17 protein-coding genes are annotated in these 20,747 nt (G+C 53.7%); 12 read left to right on the forward strand and 5 right to left on the reverse strand.

The window, feature by feature from the left end; genetic code table 11:
- Window positions 1-18: 18 nt before the first annotated feature.
- Window positions 19-990, reverse strand: a complete 972-nt coding sequence (locus IEX74_RS07310; protein ID WP_188812602.1) for a glycosyltransferase family 2 protein — start codon at window positions 988-990, stop codon at window positions 19-21.
- Window positions 991-1,587: 597 nt separating this feature from the next.
- Here IEX74_RS07310 and IEX74_RS07315 point away from each other — a divergent pair.
- The 4 genes from IEX74_RS07315 (at window position 1,588) to IEX74_RS07330 (ending at window position 6,276) form a co-directional block, all read left to right on the forward strand.
- On the forward strand, window positions 1,588-2,520 hold the full coding sequence (locus IEX74_RS07315; protein ID WP_188812604.1) for a glycosyltransferase: 933 nt from the start codon (window positions 1,588-1,590) through the stop codon (window positions 2,518-2,520).
- Window positions 2,510-4,138, forward strand: coding sequence for a hypothetical protein (locus IEX74_RS07320; protein WP_188812607.1), 1,629 nt, complete (start codon window positions 2,510-2,512; stop codon window positions 4,136-4,138). Before IEX74_RS07315 ends, IEX74_RS07320 begins: the two co-directional genes overlap by 11 nt.
- A gap of 111 nt (window positions 4,139-4,249) precedes the next feature.
- Window positions 4,250-5,626 (forward strand): hypothetical protein, encoded by a 1,377-nt coding sequence (locus tag IEX74_RS07325; protein WP_188812609.1) that lies wholly within the window; start codon window positions 4,250-4,252, stop codon window positions 5,624-5,626.
- Between the two features lie 110 nt (window positions 5,627-5,736).
- Window positions 5,737-6,276: a carbohydrate binding domain-containing protein gene (locus tag IEX74_RS07330; RefSeq protein ID WP_188812611.1), complete on the forward strand. Its 540-nt coding sequence runs from the start codon at window positions 5,737-5,739 to the stop codon at window positions 6,274-6,276.
- A gap of 77 nt (window positions 6,277-6,353) precedes the next feature.
- Here IEX74_RS07330 and IEX74_RS07335 read toward each other — a convergent pair whose 3' ends face one another.
- Window positions 6,354-8,168, reverse strand: a complete 1,815-nt coding sequence (locus IEX74_RS07335; protein ID WP_188812613.1) for a hypothetical protein — start codon at window positions 8,166-8,168, stop codon at window positions 6,354-6,356.
- A gap of 241 nt (window positions 8,169-8,409) precedes the next feature.
- Here IEX74_RS07335 and IEX74_RS07340 point away from each other — a divergent pair, with 241 nt between their 5' ends.
- The 3 genes from IEX74_RS07340 (at window position 8,410) to IEX74_RS07350 (ending at window position 12,629) form a co-directional block, all read left to right on the forward strand.
- The gene (locus tag IEX74_RS07340; RefSeq protein WP_188812615.1) at window positions 8,410-10,035 is read left to right on the forward strand and encodes a glycosyltransferase family protein; all 1,626 of its coding nucleotides are present in this window, start codon (window positions 8,410-8,412) and stop codon (window positions 10,033-10,035) included.
- Between the two features lie 67 nt (window positions 10,036-10,102).
- Window positions 10,103-10,639 (forward strand): carbohydrate binding domain-containing protein, encoded by a 537-nt coding sequence (locus IEX74_RS07345; protein WP_188812618.1) that lies wholly within the window; start codon window positions 10,103-10,105, stop codon window positions 10,637-10,639.
- A 100-nt stretch (window positions 10,640-10,739) separates the two neighbouring features.
- Window positions 10,740-12,629 carry a hypothetical protein gene (locus IEX74_RS07350; protein WP_188812620.1) on the forward strand — a complete coding sequence of 630 codons (1,890 nt, stop codon included), beginning with the start codon at window positions 10,740-10,742 and terminating at the stop codon, window positions 12,627-12,629.
- Window positions 12,630-12,658: 29 nt separating this feature from the next.
- Here the strand turns inward: IEX74_RS07350 and IEX74_RS07355 are convergent, their stop codons facing one another.
- Window positions 12,659-13,384 (reverse strand): glycosyltransferase family 2 protein, encoded by a 726-nt coding sequence (locus IEX74_RS07355; protein WP_188812622.1) that lies wholly within the window; start codon window positions 13,382-13,384, stop codon window positions 12,659-12,661.
- Between the two features lie 35 nt (window positions 13,385-13,419).
- Complete coding sequence (locus IEX74_RS07360; protein ID WP_188812624.1) at window positions 13,420-14,229, reverse strand: SDR family oxidoreductase; 810 nt, start codon at window positions 14,227-14,229, stop codon at window positions 13,420-13,422.
- A gap of 266 nt (window positions 14,230-14,495) precedes the next feature.
- On the opposite strand from IEX74_RS07360, the gene IEX74_RS07365 reads away from it, so the two are divergent.
- The 5 genes from IEX74_RS07365 to IEX74_RS07385 all read left to right on the forward strand — a co-directional run bounded on the left by IEX74_RS07365 (window position 14,496) and on the right by IEX74_RS07385 (window position 19,756).
- Complete coding sequence (locus tag IEX74_RS07365) at window positions 14,496-15,026, forward strand: 3-hydroxyanthranilate 3,4-dioxygenase (RefSeq protein ID WP_188812626.1); 531 nt, start codon at window positions 14,496-14,498, stop codon at window positions 15,024-15,026.
- Between the two features lie 105 nt (window positions 15,027-15,131).
- Complete coding sequence (gene kynU, locus IEX74_RS07370) at window positions 15,132-16,415, forward strand: kynureninase (RefSeq protein ID WP_188812628.1); 1,284 nt, start codon at window positions 15,132-15,134, stop codon at window positions 16,413-16,415.
- Between the two features lie 86 nt (window positions 16,416-16,501).
- Window positions 16,502-17,170 carry a hypothetical protein gene (locus IEX74_RS07375; RefSeq protein ID WP_188812630.1) on the forward strand — a complete coding sequence of 223 codons (669 nt, stop codon included), beginning with the start codon at window positions 16,502-16,504 and terminating at the stop codon, window positions 17,168-17,170.
- Between the two features lie 105 nt (window positions 17,171-17,275).
- Entirely contained in the window at window positions 17,276-17,875 is a 600-nt protein-coding gene (locus IEX74_RS07380; protein WP_188812632.1) for an alpha-ketoglutarate-dependent dioxygenase AlkB family protein, read from the forward strand.
- Window positions 17,876-18,352: 477 nt separating this feature from the next.
- Window positions 18,353-19,756 (forward strand): FAD-dependent oxidoreductase, encoded by a 1,404-nt coding sequence (locus IEX74_RS07385; protein ID WP_188812634.1) that lies wholly within the window; start codon window positions 18,353-18,355, stop codon window positions 19,754-19,756.
- Here IEX74_RS07385 and IEX74_RS07390 read toward each other — a convergent pair.
- Window positions 19,736-20,368, reverse strand: a complete 633-nt coding sequence (locus tag IEX74_RS07390; RefSeq protein WP_188812637.1) for a hypothetical protein — start codon at window positions 20,366-20,368, stop codon at window positions 19,736-19,738. The two genes, IEX74_RS07385 and IEX74_RS07390, sit on opposite strands and share 21 nt — an antisense overlap.
- Between the last annotated feature and the right edge of the window lie 379 nt (window positions 20,369-20,747).

Consider the following 20,747-nt stretch of genomic DNA (forward strand, 5'->3'; position numbering starts at 1 on the left):
ATGTCTGGTCGTTTTAACCTAGGCTCCCGTGCTTTCACCACCTGTGCCCGGATCTGTGGAATGAGGCATTGGCATGTTGGTATCGGAAATAATATAAAGCGGACGTTGCCGCACGTTTGCACTCAACCGCGCAATGTACTCGCCGATAATACCAACGGCAATTAGCTGTACGCCACCCAAAAACAGAATGCTGATCATCAGCGAGGCCCAGCCCGGCTGGTAGTCGTGGCTTACAAAGCGTGCGTACAATGTGTAGAGCATCACCAGAAAGGCAATGCTTGATACCAGAAAGCCGCTGATGGTAGCCGCTTTCAGTGGCGCATCGGAAAAGCCGGTGATGCCGTCTAGTGCCAACCGAATCATTTTGCTATACGTGTAGCCCGTGGCACCACCGGCACGCTCGGCCCGGTCATATTCCACGCAGGTTTGCCGGTAACCAATCCAGGAGATCTGCCCCCGGATAAACTTGTTCTGCTCCGGCATCTGCTTGAGCGCTTCGACTACTTTGCGCGAAATGACACGGAAATCGCCCGTGTCTACTGGAATTGAAATGTTGGTGATACTAGTCAGGAGCCGGTAAAAGACTTTAGCCGTCAGCTTCTTGGCAGCGCTTTCGCCCTGGCGCGAGCGTCGCTTGGCATATACCACCTCGTAGCCCTGCTGTAACTTCTGGTGGAGTTCAGGTATTAGTTCGGGCGGGTCTTGCAAATCAGCATCGATGATAACCGCTGCTGCACCGGACGACAGGTCGAGCCCCGCCGTGACAGCTATCTGGTGCCCAAAATTGCGGCTGAAGTCTATGTAGCGTACGCGTGGGTCGCGGCTAGCTAAGGTGTGAATCAACGCCAATGACTGGTCGCGCGAGCCATCATTGACGAAGACCAACTCGTAGCTTATACGCATAGCGTCTAGCACACGGCACAAGCGGTCATAAAGAGCATGAATATTTGCCTCTTCATTATAGATCGGAATAACAACAGAAAGATCCAAAGGGAAGAATAGCGAAATGGGTTATCGAAAAAGGAGTGATCAGCAACGTTCTGACAGCTAAACTACTACCGGAATGAGCTAGCTGAGTAGATATCGGGTGAATCTCAGCCGCTGAAAAACGAATACAAGGATACTCGGTAGGCAGGCAGAATAAAACTTATTTGCTGGTAGCACCTAGCTTAGTAGCCGCTGGAAAACTGTACAGGAGTAAGCACCGCACCTCTGCTCCTGCTTCACCTGCTCAAATGTGCCAGATGGTTTCCGATAAAGCTGCTTGTATTGGTAATGCCCCCTAACGTTTCGTCGTGCTGGCGTTCTGGCCGGGAGGCCTCTGGGAGGCCTTGCCTGGTAACTACCTGAGCCAGGTAACGGCGAACCAAGGAGTCCGTGGCGGAAAGCTACAGGTGAAGTGGTGAAATCGGGTGCTGGCACTGTCACAATAAGCACTGCTACCTGTACTTTAGCAGCAGCAACGCATTGTGCCGAAGCGGAGGTGAGTTTAGCAGCACGAAGAACCAGAACCAGATGATAGTCAGATGTGTCCAAAACCATGACATCTGCTTACCTTTACCCATCTACTACTTATTGTTAAAGTACATGCTTGATCCCCTTATATCGGTAGTGGTCCCGGTCTACAATGAAGAAGGGCTCATCGATACATTGCTAAAGCGCTGTTTAGCAGCCTTAGAGAGCATTACACCCGCATTCGAGTTGATCTGTGTGGATGACGGAAGCCGGGACCAGACGTTGCCTCGTCTGCTGGCAGCACGGGCAACGGAGCCGCGCCTGAAGGTACTTGTTCTATCGCGCAATTTTGGTCACCAGTCTGCTTACACCGCTGGTTTGCACGCCGCCAAAGGGCAGTACGTGGCCATGATGGACGGCGACTTGCAAGACCCCCCGGAACTCCTGCCGCGCATGTATGAGATGCTCCGTACCAACGAGTGCGATATAGCCTACGGGCAGCGCACCGACCGGGCCGAAGGCTGGGGCCGTCAGCTATTGATCAAGAGCTTTCACGGCATCTTCAGCAACTTCTCCCGCCTGAAGCAGAGCGACAACGTCGGCAACTTCTCCATGCTGAACCGCAAAGCGCTGGATGCCTTCTTGTCGCTACACGAAAAGAACCGCTACCTGCCTGGGTTGCGGGCCTTCATCGGCTTTCGTCAGTTGCCGGTAGCTTATGCTCGCCAAGCCAGGCACGACGGCACGCTGCCCAAAATGTCCTACAAGCGCTTGTTTGCCCTAGCTCTTGACGCGCTGTTTTCCTTCTCCGATCTGCCCATCAAAATCTGTCTTTATACGGGCTTGTTCGGCATGATCGTCTTTCTGCTGGGCGGTATCTGGGTCTTGATTAGCAAAGCTTTAGGCGTTGCTCCCTTTGGTTGGTCCTCGCTGGAGTTGAGCATTTATTTTATCGGATCTATTCAGCTCCTCTTCCTAGGTGTACTAGGCGAATATGTGTTCCGGATTTATCGTGAAAACCAGAACCGCCCTATCTACTTCATTCAAGATTACCATGACGAATAGTTTCGACCGCTCTAAAGGCCGGCCCTCTCCATTAGTTCTGATCTTCTTTGGTTTACTATTCGTTCTTGGCTTATTTATATACGACGATTATGGGATTTCGGTTGATGAGGCAATAAGCCGTGATAATGGGATGGTGACGCTCAAGCATGTCGCAAACATCTGGGCACCATCTTTTGTGGCGCAAGATCCGACCTTTGATAAGGTAGAGGAACTGGCTACTTACCACGACCGTGATTACGGAATTTTGTTCGAGACACCGGTATGTTTGCTGGAGCGGCTATTGCATATCGATGATACCAGAGAGCAATACCTGCTGCGGCATCTGATGACCTTTTTGGTGAGCTTTGGCGGCGTAATAGCGCTCTATCAGCTAGGCAAGCGTCGCTTCAATGATTGGCGTTTAGGGCTGTTGGGTGCGGTGTGGCTTGTTTTAAGCCCGCGGCTCTTTGCTGAGTTTTTCTACAACGACAAGGATGCCGTATTCATGGCATTATTTGCTGTTGCAACCAATACCGGTGTACGTTTTCTACTACGACCTACCCTAGGTCGGGCGGCTTGGCATGCCCTAGCCTGTATGGCAGCTATTGATGTGCGTATCATGGGCGTATTGCTGCCAGTACTAACCGTGAGCTTCTTGGTAGTTAAGGTGCTGCACGGTGAAGTTAAACCACAGACAGCGCTGCTGACAGGAAGCTTATACCTGGTTCTAACGAGTGCGCTTGTAACCGCCTTTTGGCCTTATCTCTGGCCAGATCCGGCGGGGAACCTAGGTCAGGCTTTCAATAACATGAAGAACTTTCGATGGGGCGGCCAGGTGTTCTACCTGGGCGAGTCGATGCTGGCTTCTGAGATACCCTGGCACTATGCGCTGGTCTGGATCTGTATTACTACCCCCATCCTATATCTGCTAGGCTTTTTGCTGGGCGCGGGCAGGATTATGCTTCAGTTTCTGCGGCGTAATTGGCGCATCTGGCAGGGAGAACAGGAAATGCAGGATGTGCTCTTCCTGGCGTTGGTTGTAGGACCTTTGTTTGCTGTTATCGTCTTCCACTCCGTGCTTTATGATGGATGGCGACAGCTTTACTTTATCTATCCAGCGATGCTTCTGATTGCGTTGCGGGGCTGGTTATTGGCTTGGCACTGGCGACCGAGTAACCTAGGTCTGCTTTCCAAACAGTGGGCAACAACGATCTTGCTGCTTACAGCCGTAAGCATGGGATACGTGCTCTTCCGGATGGTACGGGCGCATCCGTATCAGAATGTTTACTTCAATGCTTTAGCAGGCAAGAATATTGAAAACAAATTAGAGGTAGACTACTGGGGGTTGAGCTACTTGCGAGGCTTGGAGTATATTATGTCTGTCGATCATCGCCCGCGAATCAAAGTAAGAGGACCGGATTGGCAACCCATTGAACTAAGCGTAGGTATGCTGCCTCCTGCTGAGCGCAACCGGGTAGAGGTGGTACACAGCGATGCCGATGCGGAGTACTTTATAACCAACTACCGCTGGCACCCTGAGCCTTACACGGACAGGAATGAAATCAAGCGCTTTGAAGCAGATGGGCTAAGGCTTTATTCCATCTTCTGGATGCCTCAATCCTGGTGGCAGCCTAACTAGAAGAATGTAGTATCGCATCTCAGCTTCGCTGATAGCTGTTGATGAAGCCCTTATTACAAGCGGTTTTTTTTAAGTTCTTTTATGCGCTTTCAGTCTGGTTTGCCCACGAAGTTGCTTTGGTTGCTGCTCAGTGGGTTAGTACTTATCAGTGCCGGCTTGTATAACGGCTATCCACTCGTTACGCCCGATACAGGAACTTACATTGATAGCGCATTATCCTTCAATGTGCCTGATGATCGTCCTATTACCTATGGGCTGTTCATCCTTGTCACTGGCTTCAAGAAGACGCTCTGGTTTGTGACCTTCTTTCAGAGCTTACTGCTAGCCTGGCTCCTGTTGCGTTACGTAGAGGTTTTTGTTCCGCGTTTCACGCACCCATTCTGGCGAGTTGCACTAGTGGCTCTTACGGCATGGACAACGGGCGTTTCCTGGTATTCAAGTCAATTGATGCCGGACATATTCACCCCGATTGGGCTACTTGCGCTAGGTCTGGTATTGATAAGACGCCAGCAATCGAAGATAGAAGTTGGTTTACTGCTAGCTATTGTGTTGGCTTCGGAGATGATGCACAACTCCAATATGCTTACTTATACCCTGGTAATATTAGGGTTTGGCGGAATAGCGTTGGCAACAAGGCTGTTTGGTAAGCAGTTAGTCCGGTGGACAACATGGTTGCTAACAACGGTGGTGGTACTATCCGGTTGGCTTACTCTACCAGCCATTCACGCACATTTTGGAGGCGAGTTCACCATTTCGCGTGCTTCCCACGCTTTCCTGGTGGCGCGTTTAGTGGAGGCTGGTGTAATCGATAAGTTCCTTAATGAGAATTGCGGTCCTGCTAACAGCTACACCCTCTGTCCCTTCCGTGATAAGTTGCCCAATGATGCTATTGGCTTTATCTGGGATGGAAATGGTCCTTTGAGCAAAGCCGGCGGTTGGAATGCGGTGCGGGAGGAGTACAACCTGATCATCCGGCAGATTCTAACGTCGCCGAGCTATTATCCCTATCTGCTTTCGGATGGTATCCAGTCAACCTTACGACAGCTCACGCATATTGGTCATGGCGATGGATTGCAGCCGAGCCGGGAGGATTCTAATCCTTACCGGAGTGTGCAGCGCTTTGCTCCATATGAGTTGAAGAAGTACATGAATTCTCTTCAAAACCGAGGGCAGCTGAGCTTCACTACGTTGAATGAACGTGTTTATGGAGCACACTTATGGGCTCTGGTAGCTTTAGGCGTGTTGCTTACTACTCCCTTACGCCTGCGTCTAGCTCCCGCAACGATACCAATGGTTGTTGTATTAGGGCTAGGTATCGTATGTAATGCCTTCGTAACGGGGGCGCTGGCTAACGTGCTCGACCGGCTGCAAGGGCGCATATCGTGGCTGCTGCCATTTGCTGCCTTGTTGCTGGTTGCTGAGCACGGCTCAGCTATAGTACAGTATGGCTATCAGCGTATGAAGCAGATGCAAAAAGAAGCCAACTAGTGCTTTCTGAACTGCTTAGCAGGTTGCACCAATAGGAAGGTAGCATTTTGAGTCTGAGCATTTTCTACCTACTTTCGCCCGTTCATTTTTTTAATATCCTGGTTAATAGTATGAAAAACTTCTTCTGTTTTCTGGTGCTGGCAAGCTTTATATCTTCTTGCTCATCCGATGACGAATTAACTGCTGGTCCAAATACTATCACCGCGAATGACTTTGAGTCATTAGCAGGTTGGGTGGGCGGCGACCAAGCAACCCTTACTAAGACAAGAGCTCACTCTGGTAAGTATGCTTTGGAGGTAAGCAATGGCCACGATTTTAGCTTGACTTACGATGCCGTTTTAGGACAGATCAGCCCTCGTAAACTCAAGAAAGTTCGCCTGGAAGCTTGGGCCTTCAGGCCGAATCCGAACGCTAAAGGGGTGCTAGGGATACAGATCGTAGATCCTGCGCAGGATAACAAGCCGGTTGCCGGCGATGGCATTTACTTAGAAAGCGAAGTTAAAGAGTTTAATAAGTGGGTGAAGGTGAGCAAGGATATAACGCTGCCTGATAATCTGGTGTACACCCAGCACCTGCGTCTGTTCTTGTGGCGTGGAGCGGGCTCTGAGCCTAACTACGTTGATGATGTCAGCCTCACCATTTTGGACTAACGAGAACCTAGGTCAAAAAGAAGAGCGCCATTCCTCAGAGGAATGGCGCTCTTCTTTTTGACCTAGGTTCTCGTTAATCAAGGCTTAACTTCCACTGGCACACGCAATCGGACGGGCCAGTCACGATAGTTCTGGCTTGTGAGAACTACCTCCAGAAGGTACTTGCCCGGCTCGTGCGGACCAACAATTGACATATCTTGAGTCCAGTTACCGACAATATCTAACTCCAGTGGGGTTGAGCGTATATCAGCAGCTTGGGGCCAATTGCCTGAGGAGAAATAACGATACGTAAGCATCGTTGGATAAGGCGTCTGTAAGCCAGAGTTCAATACCTTACCAGCCGGGCTGGTAATCTGTAGCGTCAGCAAGCGAACCTTATTAGCCCGTAAAGGAGCCGAAAGCGCTACAAAAGCTAGCTTAGCTGTTTGGCGTTCTGTAATGTAAGAAGATAAAGCCGTCGTGTCAGCTGGGGGTGGTGTATTTAGATTACGGTAGTTGGATGGTTGTAGCCGGATATATTGCCACGGAAGGTCGGCGTACCCTGTTGTCCCTCCCCAAGGGGTTGATATAGCGTTAGGTTGGGTAGAGCGCGCCACCAGAACCGGTACTTCATTGGTAACAAATACATGCTGGACAGAATCAGGGCTGTAGCGTGCACTGAGCAGCAGAGACTCAAAAGGAGAAGCCCACGATTCGGAGCGCTGATGATAAGGGTCAAGGTTGGCCTGATCAATAATAAATTTATGCTCCGGAAATTGTCTGGTATACGCAATGGTGCTCTCCAGCCAATTCACATACTTTGTGAAAGGCGTATGCGCTTGCCAGATAGCGAACAGACGGCTGCAGAATACAACCACAAGAACGCCCGTCGCCAGCCGATACCAGCGCATTCCTACGGTTGGTAGAAGCTCCATCGCCAGCGGTACGGCTACAAACAGACCTAGGGGTAGGTACAGGTTTTCGAGATACGTAACGTCTGTGTTATCAGGATGAGTAATGGCAACTATCTCCGCGTATCCCACTACAAAGGCCCATAACCAGGCTAGGCGCCATCCCCAGCCCACCGGTTTCCGCCAGATGTAGAAACCGGTGATAATAACCAGTAAAATGGGTAGCATGTAGTAGCGGGTTCGGCAGAGTAGTAAAAGCTCTGTGTTACTTGCCAACGAAAAGTAATTAGGATAAAACTGCACTAAGTTATCCCAGAGATTTAGTCGCTGTCCTTCGTAAGAATCAGCTGCGATATTATGGACGCGTAGCCAGTAGCTAAATAAGGCAATACCTAAGGTTAGATAATAAAGCCAATCCGTGAAGCGACGATTAAGTAAATAATCATAGCCCCACAAAAAGAAGAATGGCAGTAGCAGCAAAGGGTGACCGTAGATGCAAACGGGTATGAGCGGTATCAGAAGCAGCGTACGCCAGTTGTAGGGCAGCGGTGACAAGCGAGCGACGCCGGCGTAATACAGCAGCAGCATGGCCAGTGCTTGCGGGAACTCCGATTGAGCCCAGTAAAAAGTATTGGATATGAGCAGTGTGAATAATAGCGGTACCACTAAGGCTACATGTTCATTTTTGAACACGTAAGCACTGATTAGAAACACGGCAAAATAGTAGCCGATGAAGGCTAAAGAGTACAGGCGTAGCACTGTATCGAGCGGTAAACCGCTACGGAGCCCTAGTAAAGGCCAGACTTGAGTTACAGCTGCTACAAAACGGTTATTCTGAATACAAAAGCTATCCTTTTTGAGGAAGTCGAATACGTGCAAGGATAAGTCTAGGTATGCTATCCGCTCTAAGTAAAAATGACCAGCCAGCACCAGCAACACCAGGAAGCAGAAGATGCCTGTCCAAGTAAGCTGTGCGGAGGCATATCGTTTCGGTAAAAACATGTAAGCTAATAAGTAGCAGTAGAGAAAAGGAAAATGAACCGGGCAGAGCAAAGCCCGAACGAAGATAGGAACAGGATTTCAAACGCAGTTAAGCTCAGTGTAGCAGGGCAAGAACACGTGCATTGTATAATGGAAGTCATCCTGAGGTAAGTAGCTCGCGTTACACAGCAGCACGATAATGCATACTGGCTCAGGAGAAATGCTCCTAGCCTAGTTACTTTGCAGAACAGTAAACGACACTATGATCGATTATACAGTTTCTGCTGCCGACCGTTGGCGGCGTCCCATCGTAATAGCTTTCTTTAGCCTGCTACTGCTTGTCGGACTATTGCTAGTGCGTGATTACGGGTTGTCGGTTGATGAGAACCAAAGCCGGCACAATGGGATGCTGTCGCTGAAGCACGTGTGCGATATGTTTTGGCCGGAGTTCGTGCAGCGAGATGAGCAGGCATTTGCCTACTATCAGCAGTACGACCTGCGTGATTATTATGACCGGGATTATGGCGTAGCCTTCGAGATGCCGGTCTCGTTCTTCGAGCGGCTGCTCGGCTTGGAGAGCCAACGATCCATTTTTTGGTTCAGGCATCTCTGCACATTCTTGGTGTGCATGGGGGGTGTAGGGGCTGTGTATCAGCTGGTGGCCCGCCGATTTAAAAACTGGCGGCTAGGATTGCTAGGTGCACTGTTCTTGGTGCTGAGTCCGCGCTTGTTCGCCGAGTTTTTCTATAACGACAAAGATGCCGTCTTTATGGCGCTCTTCGCGATAGGTACCAACACCGCCGTACGCTTCATTGAGCGCCCCACGCTTGGGCGCGCCTTGTGGCATGCCCTGGCGTGCGCCATCACTATCGACGTGCGCATTATGGGGGTGCTCTTACCCCTGGCCACAATAGCAATGCTCGCCCTGCGAACCATCCGCGGCGAGTACCAGCAGTACGGAACCGGGCGGTTAGCTATCGGTGCTGGCTTCTACCTGATGCTACTACCCGCGTTGGTCGTCGGGTTCTGGCCTTACCTCTGGGATGCGCCGTTGCAAAACTTCCTCGATGCTTTTCACAAGATGGCTAAGTTTCGGTGGGGTGGTCAGGTGTTGTATATGGGCCGGATGGTGTCGGCAGCAAGCCTACCCTGGCACTATGCACTCATCTGGATTTTTATAACCACGCCTGTGCTATATGTAGTTGCCTTCATTACAGGCGTAATCTGCATCTGGCGCGAGCTGAAACGTCGTGGTTGGCGAGTGCTTTATGGTTCCGACGAGGAGTGGCAGGATCTGCTGTTCCTGGGGCTCACACTGGCGCCCCTGTTGGCGGTAGTCGTGTTGCGGTCGGTGCTGTATGATGGCTGGCGCCAGCTCTACTTTATTTATCCTACGTTCTTGCTGGTGGCTATGCGGGGCCTGGTAGCCTTGTTTCGCTGGAAGCCACAGGGTCAGTGGGCCACGTACTGGCCGAAGCTGATGCGCAGCCTGCTGGTTTTGTCAATCGTGACTACTGCCGCCCAAATAGCCTGGCTCCATCCGCAACAGCAAGTTTATTTCAACTTCCTTCCAGGCCGGCATCTTGAGCAAAAGTTCGAAATGGACTACTGGTCGCTAAGCTACCGATGGGGCCTGGAATGGATTACGAAGCACGACGACCGCCCGGTGATCTATGTGAATGCTCCCATGGAAGGTAGTGTCGAGCTGAACCGCTGGATGCTGGATGAGTATGCTGCTGAGCGAATCAAGTTTGTGGCTGAGCCTGAAAAGGCCGACTACTTCATGACCACTTACCGCTGGCACCCCGAGCCTTACCCGTACCAGAATGAGGTAGCACGCTTAGAAGCAGGAAAACGACGTGTTTTGTCGATATTCCGAATAAAGTAGTTGACTACATAAATTGCGGAACAAGCATTAGTCTACGTTCAAAAGTAAAGTTTATCACCCAAATCGTATGAGAAAACTGCTCTATCTCCTGCTGACGGCAGGAGTGGCAGCCTGCGCCGAAAAGCAAACGCAATTGCCTGCTAACCTTATCACGCACAATAGCTTCGAAGAACTGGATGGGTGGATGGGCAGCGACCAATACCTAGCTTCGCTCACGACGGAGCAGGCCCACTCGGGGAAATACTCGGCGAAGGTAGATCCTGCTATCGAGTTCAGCACCGGGTACAGCAAGCAGTTGGGTAAAGTAGCGGCGCGTATTCCTAAGAAGTTGAAAATCAAAGCCTGGGTGAACCTGTCGAACAGTAAGGCGACGCCTTTCCTGGTGACGGAGCTGAAGCAGGCGGGTACTAATAAGCAATTGCTGTGGGAGGGCCTGGAGCTGGCAAAGGAGGCCAAGCACTATAATCTGTGGGTGCAGGTAGAGAAGACGGTGAGCCTGCCCGCTGAAGCAGCTTACAGCGACGTGCTAAAGGTGTATTTGTGGCGGGGCAGCAGCATACAGCCGGCTTACATTGACGACCTGATGATTCTGAACGAAGAATAGCTAGGTTTTCTTGGCCTAATTAGCTTGCTACCAACCTTATTGATTGCCGACGGCTTACTCTACTTACGGAATGCTGGGTTCTTATTCGCTACCGACATCTTTGCCAACGCCCACAGTGCGACTGCGGGCGCCGCTTTCACTGTTCAGCATGGGGCTGGTGATGGCCGTGCTGCTGCGCATGTTTGTAGCGGTAGACAGCTGGGCCGATCTGCGTGTCACGAAGTACGACGTGTTTGGCTACTACCTCTATCTGCCCGCGACTTTTGTTTATCACGATATAGCGGGGCTAGGTTTTGTAACCCCGATTCTGGACAAATATGATCTGACAAACCGCGGCAACCCGGCGCATCCGCTGGGCAACTACGAAGTGTCACGGGCCCGAACGGAGCCGGATCGTTACGTCATCAAATACACGATGGGTTTATCCATTCTGTATGCTCCTTTCTTTGCCGCCGCTCATATCTACACGAAGTATCTCTCGTCGGCTTACCCAGCTGATGGGTACTCGCTGCCTTACCAGCTGGCTGCTTACACCGCCGGGCTGGTCTATGCGCTGCTAGGATTGGTTCTATTGCGCCGGCTGCTGCTGCTTTATTTCGGCGATGCCCTCACGGCGCTATTGCTCGTGGTGGTGTACTGCACCACAAACTACCTATGTTATGCCGTCTTCAAAAGCCTGTATTCGCACAACTTCCTCTTTGTGCTGCACACGGCTACGCTGCTGCTAGCCCATTACTGGCTTCAGCGACCTAGGTTGCGCTACATCCTGGGCTTGTCCCTGACCATTGGGTTAGCTGTCCTGATCCGCCCCACGGAGGTGATTATTCTGCTGGTGCCACTGCTGCTGGGCGTAGCATCGCGGGCTGACTTGCAGGCTCGGATTCAGCTATTGTGGGCAAACAGGCTGCAAGTTATTTGCTTTGGCCTGGGCGTGTTCGTGATTATGGTGCCTCAGCTGCTTTACTGGCATCATACCTCGGGGCACTGGACGTACGACTCGTACCCAGGGGAGAGTTTCGACTTCCTGCATCCGAAGCTGTACCCCGGCTTGTTGAGCTTCGACAACGGCTGGCTGACCTACACGCCGGTGATGGTGTTTGCCTTGGTCGGCTTGTTCGTTTTGTGGCGTCATCGCCGCGACTGGTTCTGGCTGGTCACTCTGTACCTAAGCCTGCACGTCTACATCGCCTACAGCTGGTGGTGCTGGTGGTACATGGATAGCTTTGGCTCCCGGACCATGGTGCAGACCTACCCACTGCTCAGTCTGCCGCTAGGGTTCTGTTTGCAGACCTTATTCCGGCGGGGCGTGGCCGTGCGCGTGCTTACAGCCAGTGTGCTGATACTACTCACTGCTCTAAATGGTTTTCAGCTTTGGCAGCGGCAGGAAGGCATTTTTATGCCCGAGCACATGACCCGGCGCTACTACTTCGCCATTCTCGGCAAAACGCACCTCACCAAAGCCGACCTGACCAAGTTTGATACGAACGAAGCCGATCCGGACCGCTCGCGCTACGTGTCGGAAGTAGTTTACTTCAATAACTTCAGCCAGGAGTCAGCCGCGGGCGTCACCAACGACTTTGCGTTGGTAGCACCTGTATTTCAGGTAGACGCGCAACATCCCTACAGCCCTACGTACCGCCAGCGACTAGGCGACCTGCAAGTGCAGCCCGGCGACTGGATTGAGGCCCGCGCGCAGGCATTCTTTCCGGATAAAGCCTGGGACATCAATCAGATGCCTAGCTTGGTTATTGAATTCAAGCGCAACGGCCAGACCTATAAGTGGAAAGGTATGCGCCTGATGAACAAGGTAGGGGAAGTGTCGACGGTGTATGGCGGCACGCCAAAGGTGTGGGATGAGGTGCAGTTTTTCAGCAAGGTATCAGCCGATGCGCAACCCGACGATGAGGTGTCGGTGTACGCGTTTCAGAATGGCTCAACTCAGCCCGTTCTCATCGATAACCTTACCGTGACGGTGCTGCGACACCGCTAGCGTACGACTGACTTGTTTCAGGACCTAGGTTAGGCCTGAAATAAACCATATTTCACGATGCAGTAGATAGCCCGGAACCCGTCGCGCCAGCCAATCTTTTTGCCTTCCGCGTACGTGCGGCCGTAGTAGCTGATGCCAACTTCATAGATGCGGGCATTGGGTACTTTGGCTACTTTGGCCGTCACTTCCGGCTCGAAGCCAAAGCGCTTTTCTTCCAGCTTCAGCCCCTGAATAATGTCGCGGCGGAAGAGCTTGTAGCAAGTCTCCATATCCGTCAGGTTCAGGTCGGTGAACATGTTGGACAGGAAGGTCAGGATGTTATTGCCGATGCTGTGCCAGAAGAACAGAATCCGGTGCGGATTGCCGCCCATAAAGCGCGAGCCAAATACGACATCCGCAAACCCTTTGAGTACTGGTTTGCACATGATGTTGTACTCTTCCGGATCATACTCCAGGTCGGCATCCTGAATGATGACGTAGTCGCCGGTTGCTTCACGAATGCCGGTATGCAGGGCGGCACCTTTGCCCTGGTTGACGGCGTGCTGAAGAAGGCGCATTCCCATCTCCGGGTGGCGGGCTATGTAGGCGGTGATTACCTCTGCCGAGTTGTCGGAAGAGCAGTCATTAACCAGAATAATCTCTTTCTGAATATTATTTACCAGCTCAAGCTCGCGCAGTACATCCAGAATCTGGTGGATGGTGCGCGCTTCGTTGTAAACTGGGATGATGATAGAGAGCTTGTCGAACTTTACCAAAATGCAAATTAGTTAGGAGGCTGATTACGCGTAAGTTACAGATTGCCAGTCCGGCCGCCATCAACGGGTACGTTGATGCCCGTGATGTAGCCTGCTGCCGGAGAAGCGAGGAAAGCCACGGCCGCCGCCACTTCCTCTGATTGGCCGAAGCGCTGAACGGGAATGAGCTTGAGTAGGTTTTCTTCAATAGTAGCTACCGATTGCCCCGTTTTGGCGGCGCGCTGCTCGATCAGGGACGTGTGCCGCTGCGTGACGGTAGCGCCAGGCAGCACATTATTGACGGTAATACCTAGTGCGGCTACTTCATTAGCCAATGTTTTGGCCCAGTTAGCCACCGCCGCCCGCACGGTATTAGAGACACCTAGGTCTGGAAGCGGCTGCTTCACCGACGTGCTGATGATGTTGATAATACGGCCATAGCGCCGGGTTTGCATAGCCGGTACTACCGCTTGGGCTAGTACCTGGTTGCACACTACGTGCTGCTCGAAAGCCGCCCGAAAAGCCTCCGGCGATGCTTGTAGGATAGGTCCGCCGGCTGGCCCGCCGGTATTATTGATCAGAATATCGAAGCATGCCGGATGCCTTTCTAAGTAGGCGTTTACCTGGCTGGCTACGGCGGCAGACGTCGAGAAATCCGCAACGATGAAATCGTGAGCTTGATTAGCCACAACCGGCAGCTCAGTTGCTACTTGCCGCAAGCGGTCTTCGTTGCGGGCCAACAGCGTGATGGTGGCTCCCATCTGAGCGAGTACCTCGGCTACGGCCCGGCCAATGCCTTGCGTACTGCCGCCAACTAAGGCCCGCTGACCAACGAGAGAAGAGGGGGAAAAAAGAGAAGGCTGCACGGCCAAAGGAAGTTTACAGGCAAAAATACTTCAAGCGGAAGTAAACATACATACGACGGCTGAATACAAGCTAACTATATCATTATAACGCATCTGTTAATTTCAGGTACTTTCTGGTGGTAGTGGCGTAATCAGGCTTGTTGCTACATAGCCGTGGCGTTGCTTGCCGCTGCGCAAGCAGACTAGGTCTGTGAGTCGGAGCAGCTGTTTTTTCGATTTTAGACTAGCTTAGGGCTACTTTTTTGGCTCTGTTAACCTTTTGTTATATGCCCGTTGCCCGTCCATTTAACTTTCAGCAGTGGATTGATGAACACCGTCATCTGCTCAAGCCACCTGTTGGTAATCAGCAGGTTTTCAAAGACAACAAGGATTTTATCGTGATGGTAGTTGGCGGGCCGAATACCCGGAAAGATTACCACTACGACGAAGGTGAGGAGCTGTTCTTGCAGATAGAGGGCGACATCGTTGTCAAGATTATTGAGGACGGGCAGCCGGTCGACATACCAATCCGGGCGGGGGAGATGTTTCTGCTGCCCGGCGGCGTGCCGCACTCGCCGCGCCGACCTGCCGGCACCGTGGGCTTGGTGCTGGAGCGCTACCGGCAGCCCGGTGAGCAGGATGGTTTTCTGTGGTTCTGCGAAAACTGCGGCCACAAGCTCTACGAAGAATACGCCGAGATAACCGACATCGTTGCGCAACTGCCACCTATCATGAACCGATTCTGGCAATCGGAGGAGAAGCGCACCTGTCAGAACTGCGGCACGGTGATGGCGCCACCAGCGCCTGTTCCGTCGTAACCAAAGCGAAATGCGTGAAAGCTAGGTCTGCGGAACCTAGCCTACTGGCCGATAGGTGGGCGCCGGACGGACATGACTCCGCCCAGTTGCCTATCTTTACCTCCTATGACCTTCCAACCTACGCCCGACTTCGCCGCTTCGCTCGACGCTCAGGACCCGCTGCGGAACTTCCGCAGCCGTTTTCATATTCCGCCCGGCCCGAACGGAGGTGAGAGTATCTACTTGTGCGGCAACTCGTTGGGCTTGCTGCCGAAAGCGGCCCGCGCAGCTGTGGAGCAGGAGTTTGAGGCGTGGGAGCAGCGGGCAGTGGAGGGGCATTTTCATGGCACCTCGCCCTGGATGCACTATCACGAAACGCTGGCCCCCGCCACGGCCCGCGTGGTAGGAGCCAAGCCGCTGGAAGTGGTGGTGATGAACAACCTGACCACCAACCTGCACCTGCTGCTGCTATCCTTCTACCGGCCTACGGCCACGCGCTACAAGGTGCTGATGGAAGGCGGCGCGTTTCCCTCCGATCAGTACGCGCTGGAGTCGCAGGTAAAGCTGCACGGCTTTGCCCCCGATGATGCCATTGTGGAGCTGGTACCTAGGTCGGGGGAGCACACGCTGCGCACCGAGGATATTGAGGCCAAGATTCAGGAGCTAGGTGACTCGCTGGCCACGGTGCTGCTGGGGGGCATCAACTACTACACCGGGCAGGTGTTTGATATGCAGACAATTACGAAGGCCGGGCACGCGGTGGGTGCTACTGTGGGGTTCGACCTGGCCCACGCGGCCGGCAACATCGAGCTGCACCTGCACGACTGGGATGTGGACTTTGCCTGCTGGTGTACCTACAAGTATCTGAACTCGGGTCCTGGGGGCACGTCGGGCGTGTTTGTGCACGAGCGATTCGCCTATCAGTTTGATTTACCGCGCCTTGCCGGCTGGTGGGGACACGACCCCGCCGAGCGCTTTCAGATGAAAAAAGGCTTTAAGCCGATGCCCGGCGCGGCCGGCTGGCAGCTTTCCAACGGGCAGATTTTTCCGATGGCTATTCACCGCGCCGCCCTAGCGTTGGTAGAAGAAGCCGGCGGCATGAGCGCGCTGCGCCGCAAAAGCGAGCAGCTTACGGCCTATCTGGAGTTTCTGATCCGGCGGTTGCAGCTCCCGGCCGAGCGGCTGGAGATTATTACGCCGTCGGAGCCGGCGGCGCGGGGCTGCCAGCTGTCGTTGCTGGTGCACCAGAATGGTCGGCAGCTCTTCGACCACCTGGCCGCCGCAGGCATTGTGGCCGACTGGCGCGAGCCCAACGTCATCCGGTTGGCGCCGGTACCGCTTTACAATTCGTACCAGGATGTGCAGCGGGCGGGCGAGGTGCTGGCCCAATGGGCTACAAAGGCCGAATAGTTACACACTGAATTATCGGTGATTTAGGCAGGTTTTACGTAAATACCTTCCTACTCACTTACTTGTTAGCCCGCTGACCTACTGCCATGACTGAAGATTATGCGGAAAAAATGACCCGCAAAACGGACGCGGAGCTGGAGCGCTACATTGGTAGCCGCGCCGAATACCGCGACGATGCCGTGTTAGCGGCCCTCGATGAGCTGGCCCGCCGGGGACACCCGCACCCCGACGCCGCGCAACTCCGGCCGAAGCTGGAAGCGGGAGTGCGCGAGCAGCAGGTTCGGCTCGACGCTGAGGATCAGCGTATTGGTACGTTGTACGAGAGCACCGAAGTGGTGGAAGCCGAGGAAACGGGGCCGCGCCTGTACTCGCCCATCACGATTACCTGGTTTTCGGTGCTATTCTCGATGCTGGCGGGCGGCGTGCTGCTGGGCCTGAATCTGCGCCAGTTGGGGCGTACGGGCGGGCTGGTCCGCCTGGTGCTGTTTGTACTCCTGTATTTCGTGGGCGGCATGTTGGCGTTGAGCTGGCTGGTGCAGCGCTATGGCATGAGTACCTGGCTGTTAAGCTTGTTTGACCTGCCCGCCATTATTGCCTACATCTTCTGGTTCTGGCCGCGCTACGTGCGCACCTACACGTATCAGACGCGTAACTGGCTCATCCCTTTTGCTATTTGCGCAGTTCTCAAAATTGGGCTGCTGGTGCTGGCAGCGCAGCAGCTAAGTAAGCTGATGGGTTCTTTGCCAATGCATTAAGGTCAGGCGCAACCGTTGAAAAGCTAGGTGCCTAGCTTCATCCCACTTCATTCAACCAAGCTGCCCGGCCTGCTGTGCCCGGCGTTTTCTCTTTCAGCTCTCCTAATGTCGCTTGTGCCGTTGCCGCTGCCTGATGCGGATGTGTTGCTCGACCCTGCTTTTCTGACGCCAACTGCGGCCGAGTCGCTACTCAGGGAGCTGACCCAGACGATTTCGTGGCGACAAGAGCCCATTCGGCTCTTCGGCAAAGAAGTGATGCAGCCGCGCCTGACGGCCTGGCACGGCGACCAGGCCGCGCATTACCAGTACTCTGGTCTGAAGCTAGCCCCGCAACCCTGGACGCCCGCTTTGCAGCGCTTGCGCCAGCTGGTAGAAGCGGCCGCTGGCACGCTCTTCAACAGCGTGCTGCTCAACCTCTACCGAACCGGGCAGGATAGCATGGGCTGGCACGCCGATGATGAGCCAGAGCTAGGCCCGGTGCCCATTATTGCGTCTGTGAGCCTGGGAGCAGTACGCAATTTTCGGTTCAAGCCGCGCAGCTCTGAGCAGGCTAGCCAGCAGCCTTTTACGTTGCCGCTCACCTCTGGCAGTCTGCTGCTCATGCGCGGAACTACGCAGCAGCACTGGCTCCACGCGGTACCCAAAACGGCGCGGGTCGTTGCGCCGCGGCTTAACCTTACCTTTCGCCGCATCCTGACAAGCTAGGTGCGATGTGCCTGATGATCAGTGCTAATACCGAATTTCAGGATGGCCGTAGAGCGTAGGGCAGTCAGGCTCACCGAGGAGGTAATCGCCTATTCTCAGCAAGGTGACACTCAGCGGGCGAGCGGTAGTTTCTACTGCGGAGCACGGGACAAACGCCGGTGCCGAAGTAGCCGCGCCGGGCTCAGCAGCAACAAGCTTTTTGCGGCGTATACTGATTCTTCTCGGACGCATGAACAATTTGTAGAAGCGGGTGGCGGAGGCAAAGCGGGAGCGGAACATAGTATTTACTTAATTCAATACTTTCATACTATAATGACAAACCTAGCTTCTCAACTTCTATACCGTAGCCGCATTACGATCAACCTAGGTGGTTCTCACGACCAATCGTGTCTTTTTCCGGTTTAATAAAGTGCTTCTGTTCAGCTAATAAGTGAATTGCGAGCGTTTTTCTGTTTTTCGTCCTGATCTAGCTTCCTTATGTCCAGTGCTTCTTCCTTTCCCGATTCTGTAGTTTCTTCCCAACCTGAAACCCTCACGGTGATGGGTGGCGGACTCGTCGGAGCGCTGGCCGCGTTGTATCTGGCGCGGCGGAACTACCCGGTGGAAGTGTACGAGCGGCGCGCCGACCCGCGGCAAACGGGCACCACCGAAGGGCGCTCCATCAACCTAGCTTTGTCGGACCGGGGCTGGCGGGCGCTGGAAGGCGTCGGCATTGGCGAGCAAGTGCGCTCGGTGGCCATCCCGATGTATCAGCGCGTGATGCACGACCAGCAGGGCAAGCTCACGTATCAGCCGTATGGCAAGGAAAACCAGGCCATTTATTCGGTGTCGCGCAACGGCCTGAACCGCGTGCTGCTCGATCTGGCGGAAGCCAACCCACACATTAGCCTGGCTTTCAATCAACAGTGTCAGGTTGTGGATCTGCGTAACCGGCAGCTGGTGCTGCGCGACACGACCACCGGGCAGGAGCAAGTCCGGTCGTTCCGGCACTTGTTCGGGGCCGATGGCGCTTATTCGGCGGTGCGCAGTGTGCTGCAAAAAACCGATCGGTTCGACTACTCTCAGCACTACCTGAACTACGGCTACAAGGAATTGACCATTGAGGCGGGCCCCGGCGGCGCGTGGCAGATCGAGAAGAATGCCCTGCACATCTGGCCTCGCGGCCAGTACATGATGATTGCGCTGCCCAACCTCGATGGCTCGTTCAACTGTACGCTGTTCTTCCCCTACGAAGGCCCGCAGTCGTTTACCGCACTGCAAACCGGGCCACAGGTGCGTGCTTTCTTTGCCGAAGTATTTGCTGATGCGTTGCCGTTAATGTCTGATTTAGAAGAAGATTTCTTCCGGAACCCAACCAGCTCCTTGGTCACGATTCGCTGCTTCCCATGGTCGTTGGCCGACGAAGTGCTGTTGCTTGGCGATGCCTCCCACGCTATCGTGCCGTTCTACGGACAGGGCATGAACGCGGGCTTTGAAGACTGCACGGTGCTCGACGAATTGCTCGATCAGCACGGCACCGACTGGCAAACGGTCTTCCAGGAGTTTCAGCGCCAGCGCAAGCCCAATGCTGACGCTATGGCCGATCTGGCCGTGTACAACTTCGAGGAGATGCGCGACCGGGTAGCCGATCCGCGTTTCCTGCTGCGGAAGAAGATTGAAAGCCGGATTTCGGCGCAGTACCCCGACCAGTGGATGCCGCTCTACACGCAGGTGACGTTTTCGCACACGCCTTACGCCGAGGCCTGGGCCAACGGCCAGCGCCAGGATCAGATTATGCAGCGCCTGATGCCGCACATTCAAAGCGAAGCTGACTACGACCTGCCAACCGTGCAGGCGCTGGTGCAGCAGGAAATGAACAATCTAGCCAATAGCCAAACCTAGGCCGAAGCCCAGCACTACACTTACGCCCAGCGTGAGGCCGGCCCACACTTGGCCCGGCGTGTGGGCATTCAGCGCTAGCCGGGCGCTCATCACGGCGCCAGCCAGCAGAATAATTGCCACCAGCCACCAGACGCCCGACTCGCCCGATAAAGCACTCATTTGCAATACGGAAAGGAACCCGACGGCCCCACCAACGCCTACCGCATGGGCGCTGATTTTCCAGCGCAGTGAAATCAGAAACGTAAGGAAAACGGCTACCGTCATGCCCATCATCATTTGGCCCAACAACGGATCGACGGCCGCGCCTTGCCGGTAGAGCAGGAGAGTAGCAACCCCGAAGCTGATGGCCGCCAATAGAAATGGCAATGGCCGTTGCTGTCGCTCGGCCAGCGTGATGGTTTCGATCTGACCCAGCCAGTAAAGCACGCCCGTGCCCAGCGAAGGCAGCAGGAACGTAAACGCAAACACAATACCTAGCACCAGCCAGCGGTCGGGCATCAGCGGCCACAGAATCACGCCAGGTAACTGATAGCAAACGATATAGAATAGGTACGAGGGAACCAGCAGCGGATGAAAAGCCGCCGATAAGGCCATCGCGAATGGGCGAGACACAGGTGACGCAGGCAGAAGCAGGCTAGTAAAAATAATACCCTTAGACGTTAGTTTAACTCGCCGAAGCGAAGCAGGTTATACGGATTGCCAATAAATCTTCACAAATTTAATAACTTAAATCCTATGATTTTCTATGAATAGGTATTTATCAGTTGAATAAAATTTTTGGCGGAGGTCGAAGCTCAGCAGGAACGCGCCACGGCGCGTTCTCGTACGGGCGACGTGTCCACGATAGGCGCGTTCGGCATCGTTCAACGACGAACGCGCCGTGGCGCGTTCCTACGGCACCTGCGCCAAATTTCGTCGTTGCTAAACCTAGGTTGGTCGCTTACCCAACAGATTGTAAATGCAAAAAGCTAGCTTCCCTTCGTATTGAAAA

Origin of the sequence: Hymenobacter cavernae (assembly GCF_014641455.1) — a bacterium.
Taxonomy (GTDB): Bacteria; Bacteroidota; Bacteroidia; order Cytophagales; family Hymenobacteraceae; genus Hymenobacter; species Hymenobacter cavernae.

Excerpts from the sequence above, each read along its gene's own strand:
- IEX74_RS07315 (WP_188812604.1), top strand. The coding sequence starts at position 1,588 with ATGCTTGATCCCCTTATATCGGTAGTGGTCCCGGTCTACAATGAAGAA.
- IEX74_RS07320 (WP_188812607.1), top strand. The coding sequence starts at position 2,510 with ATGACGAATAGTTTCGACCGCTCTAAAGGCCGGCCCTCTCCATTAGTT.
- IEX74_RS07330 (WP_188812611.1), top strand. The coding sequence starts at position 5,737 with ATGAAAAACTTCTTCTGTTTTCTGGTGCTGGCAAGCTTTATATCTTCT.
- IEX74_RS07335 (WP_188812613.1), bottom strand. The coding sequence starts at position 8,168 with ATGTTTTTACCGAAACGATATGCCTCCGCACAGCTTACTTGGACAGGC.
- IEX74_RS07340 (WP_188812615.1), top strand. The coding sequence starts at position 8,410 with ATGATCGATTATACAGTTTCTGCTGCCGACCGTTGGCGGCGTCCCATC.
- IEX74_RS07345 (WP_188812618.1), top strand. The coding sequence starts at position 10,103 with ATGAGAAAACTGCTCTATCTCCTGCTGACGGCAGGAGTGGCAGCCTGC.
- IEX74_RS07365 (WP_188812626.1), top strand. The coding sequence starts at position 14,496 with ATGCCCGTTGCCCGTCCATTTAACTTTCAGCAGTGGATTGATGAACAC.
- kynU (WP_188812628.1), top strand. The coding sequence starts at position 15,132 with ATGACCTTCCAACCTACGCCCGACTTCGCCGCTTCGCTCGACGCTCAG.
- IEX74_RS07375 (WP_188812630.1), top strand. The coding sequence starts at position 16,502 with ATGACTGAAGATTATGCGGAAAAAATGACCCGCAAAACGGACGCGGAG.
- IEX74_RS07380 (WP_188812632.1), top strand. The coding sequence starts at position 17,276 with ATGTCGCTTGTGCCGTTGCCGCTGCCTGATGCGGATGTGTTGCTCGAC.
- IEX74_RS07385 (WP_188812634.1), top strand. The coding sequence starts at position 18,353 with ATGTCCAGTGCTTCTTCCTTTCCCGATTCTGTAGTTTCTTCCCAACCT.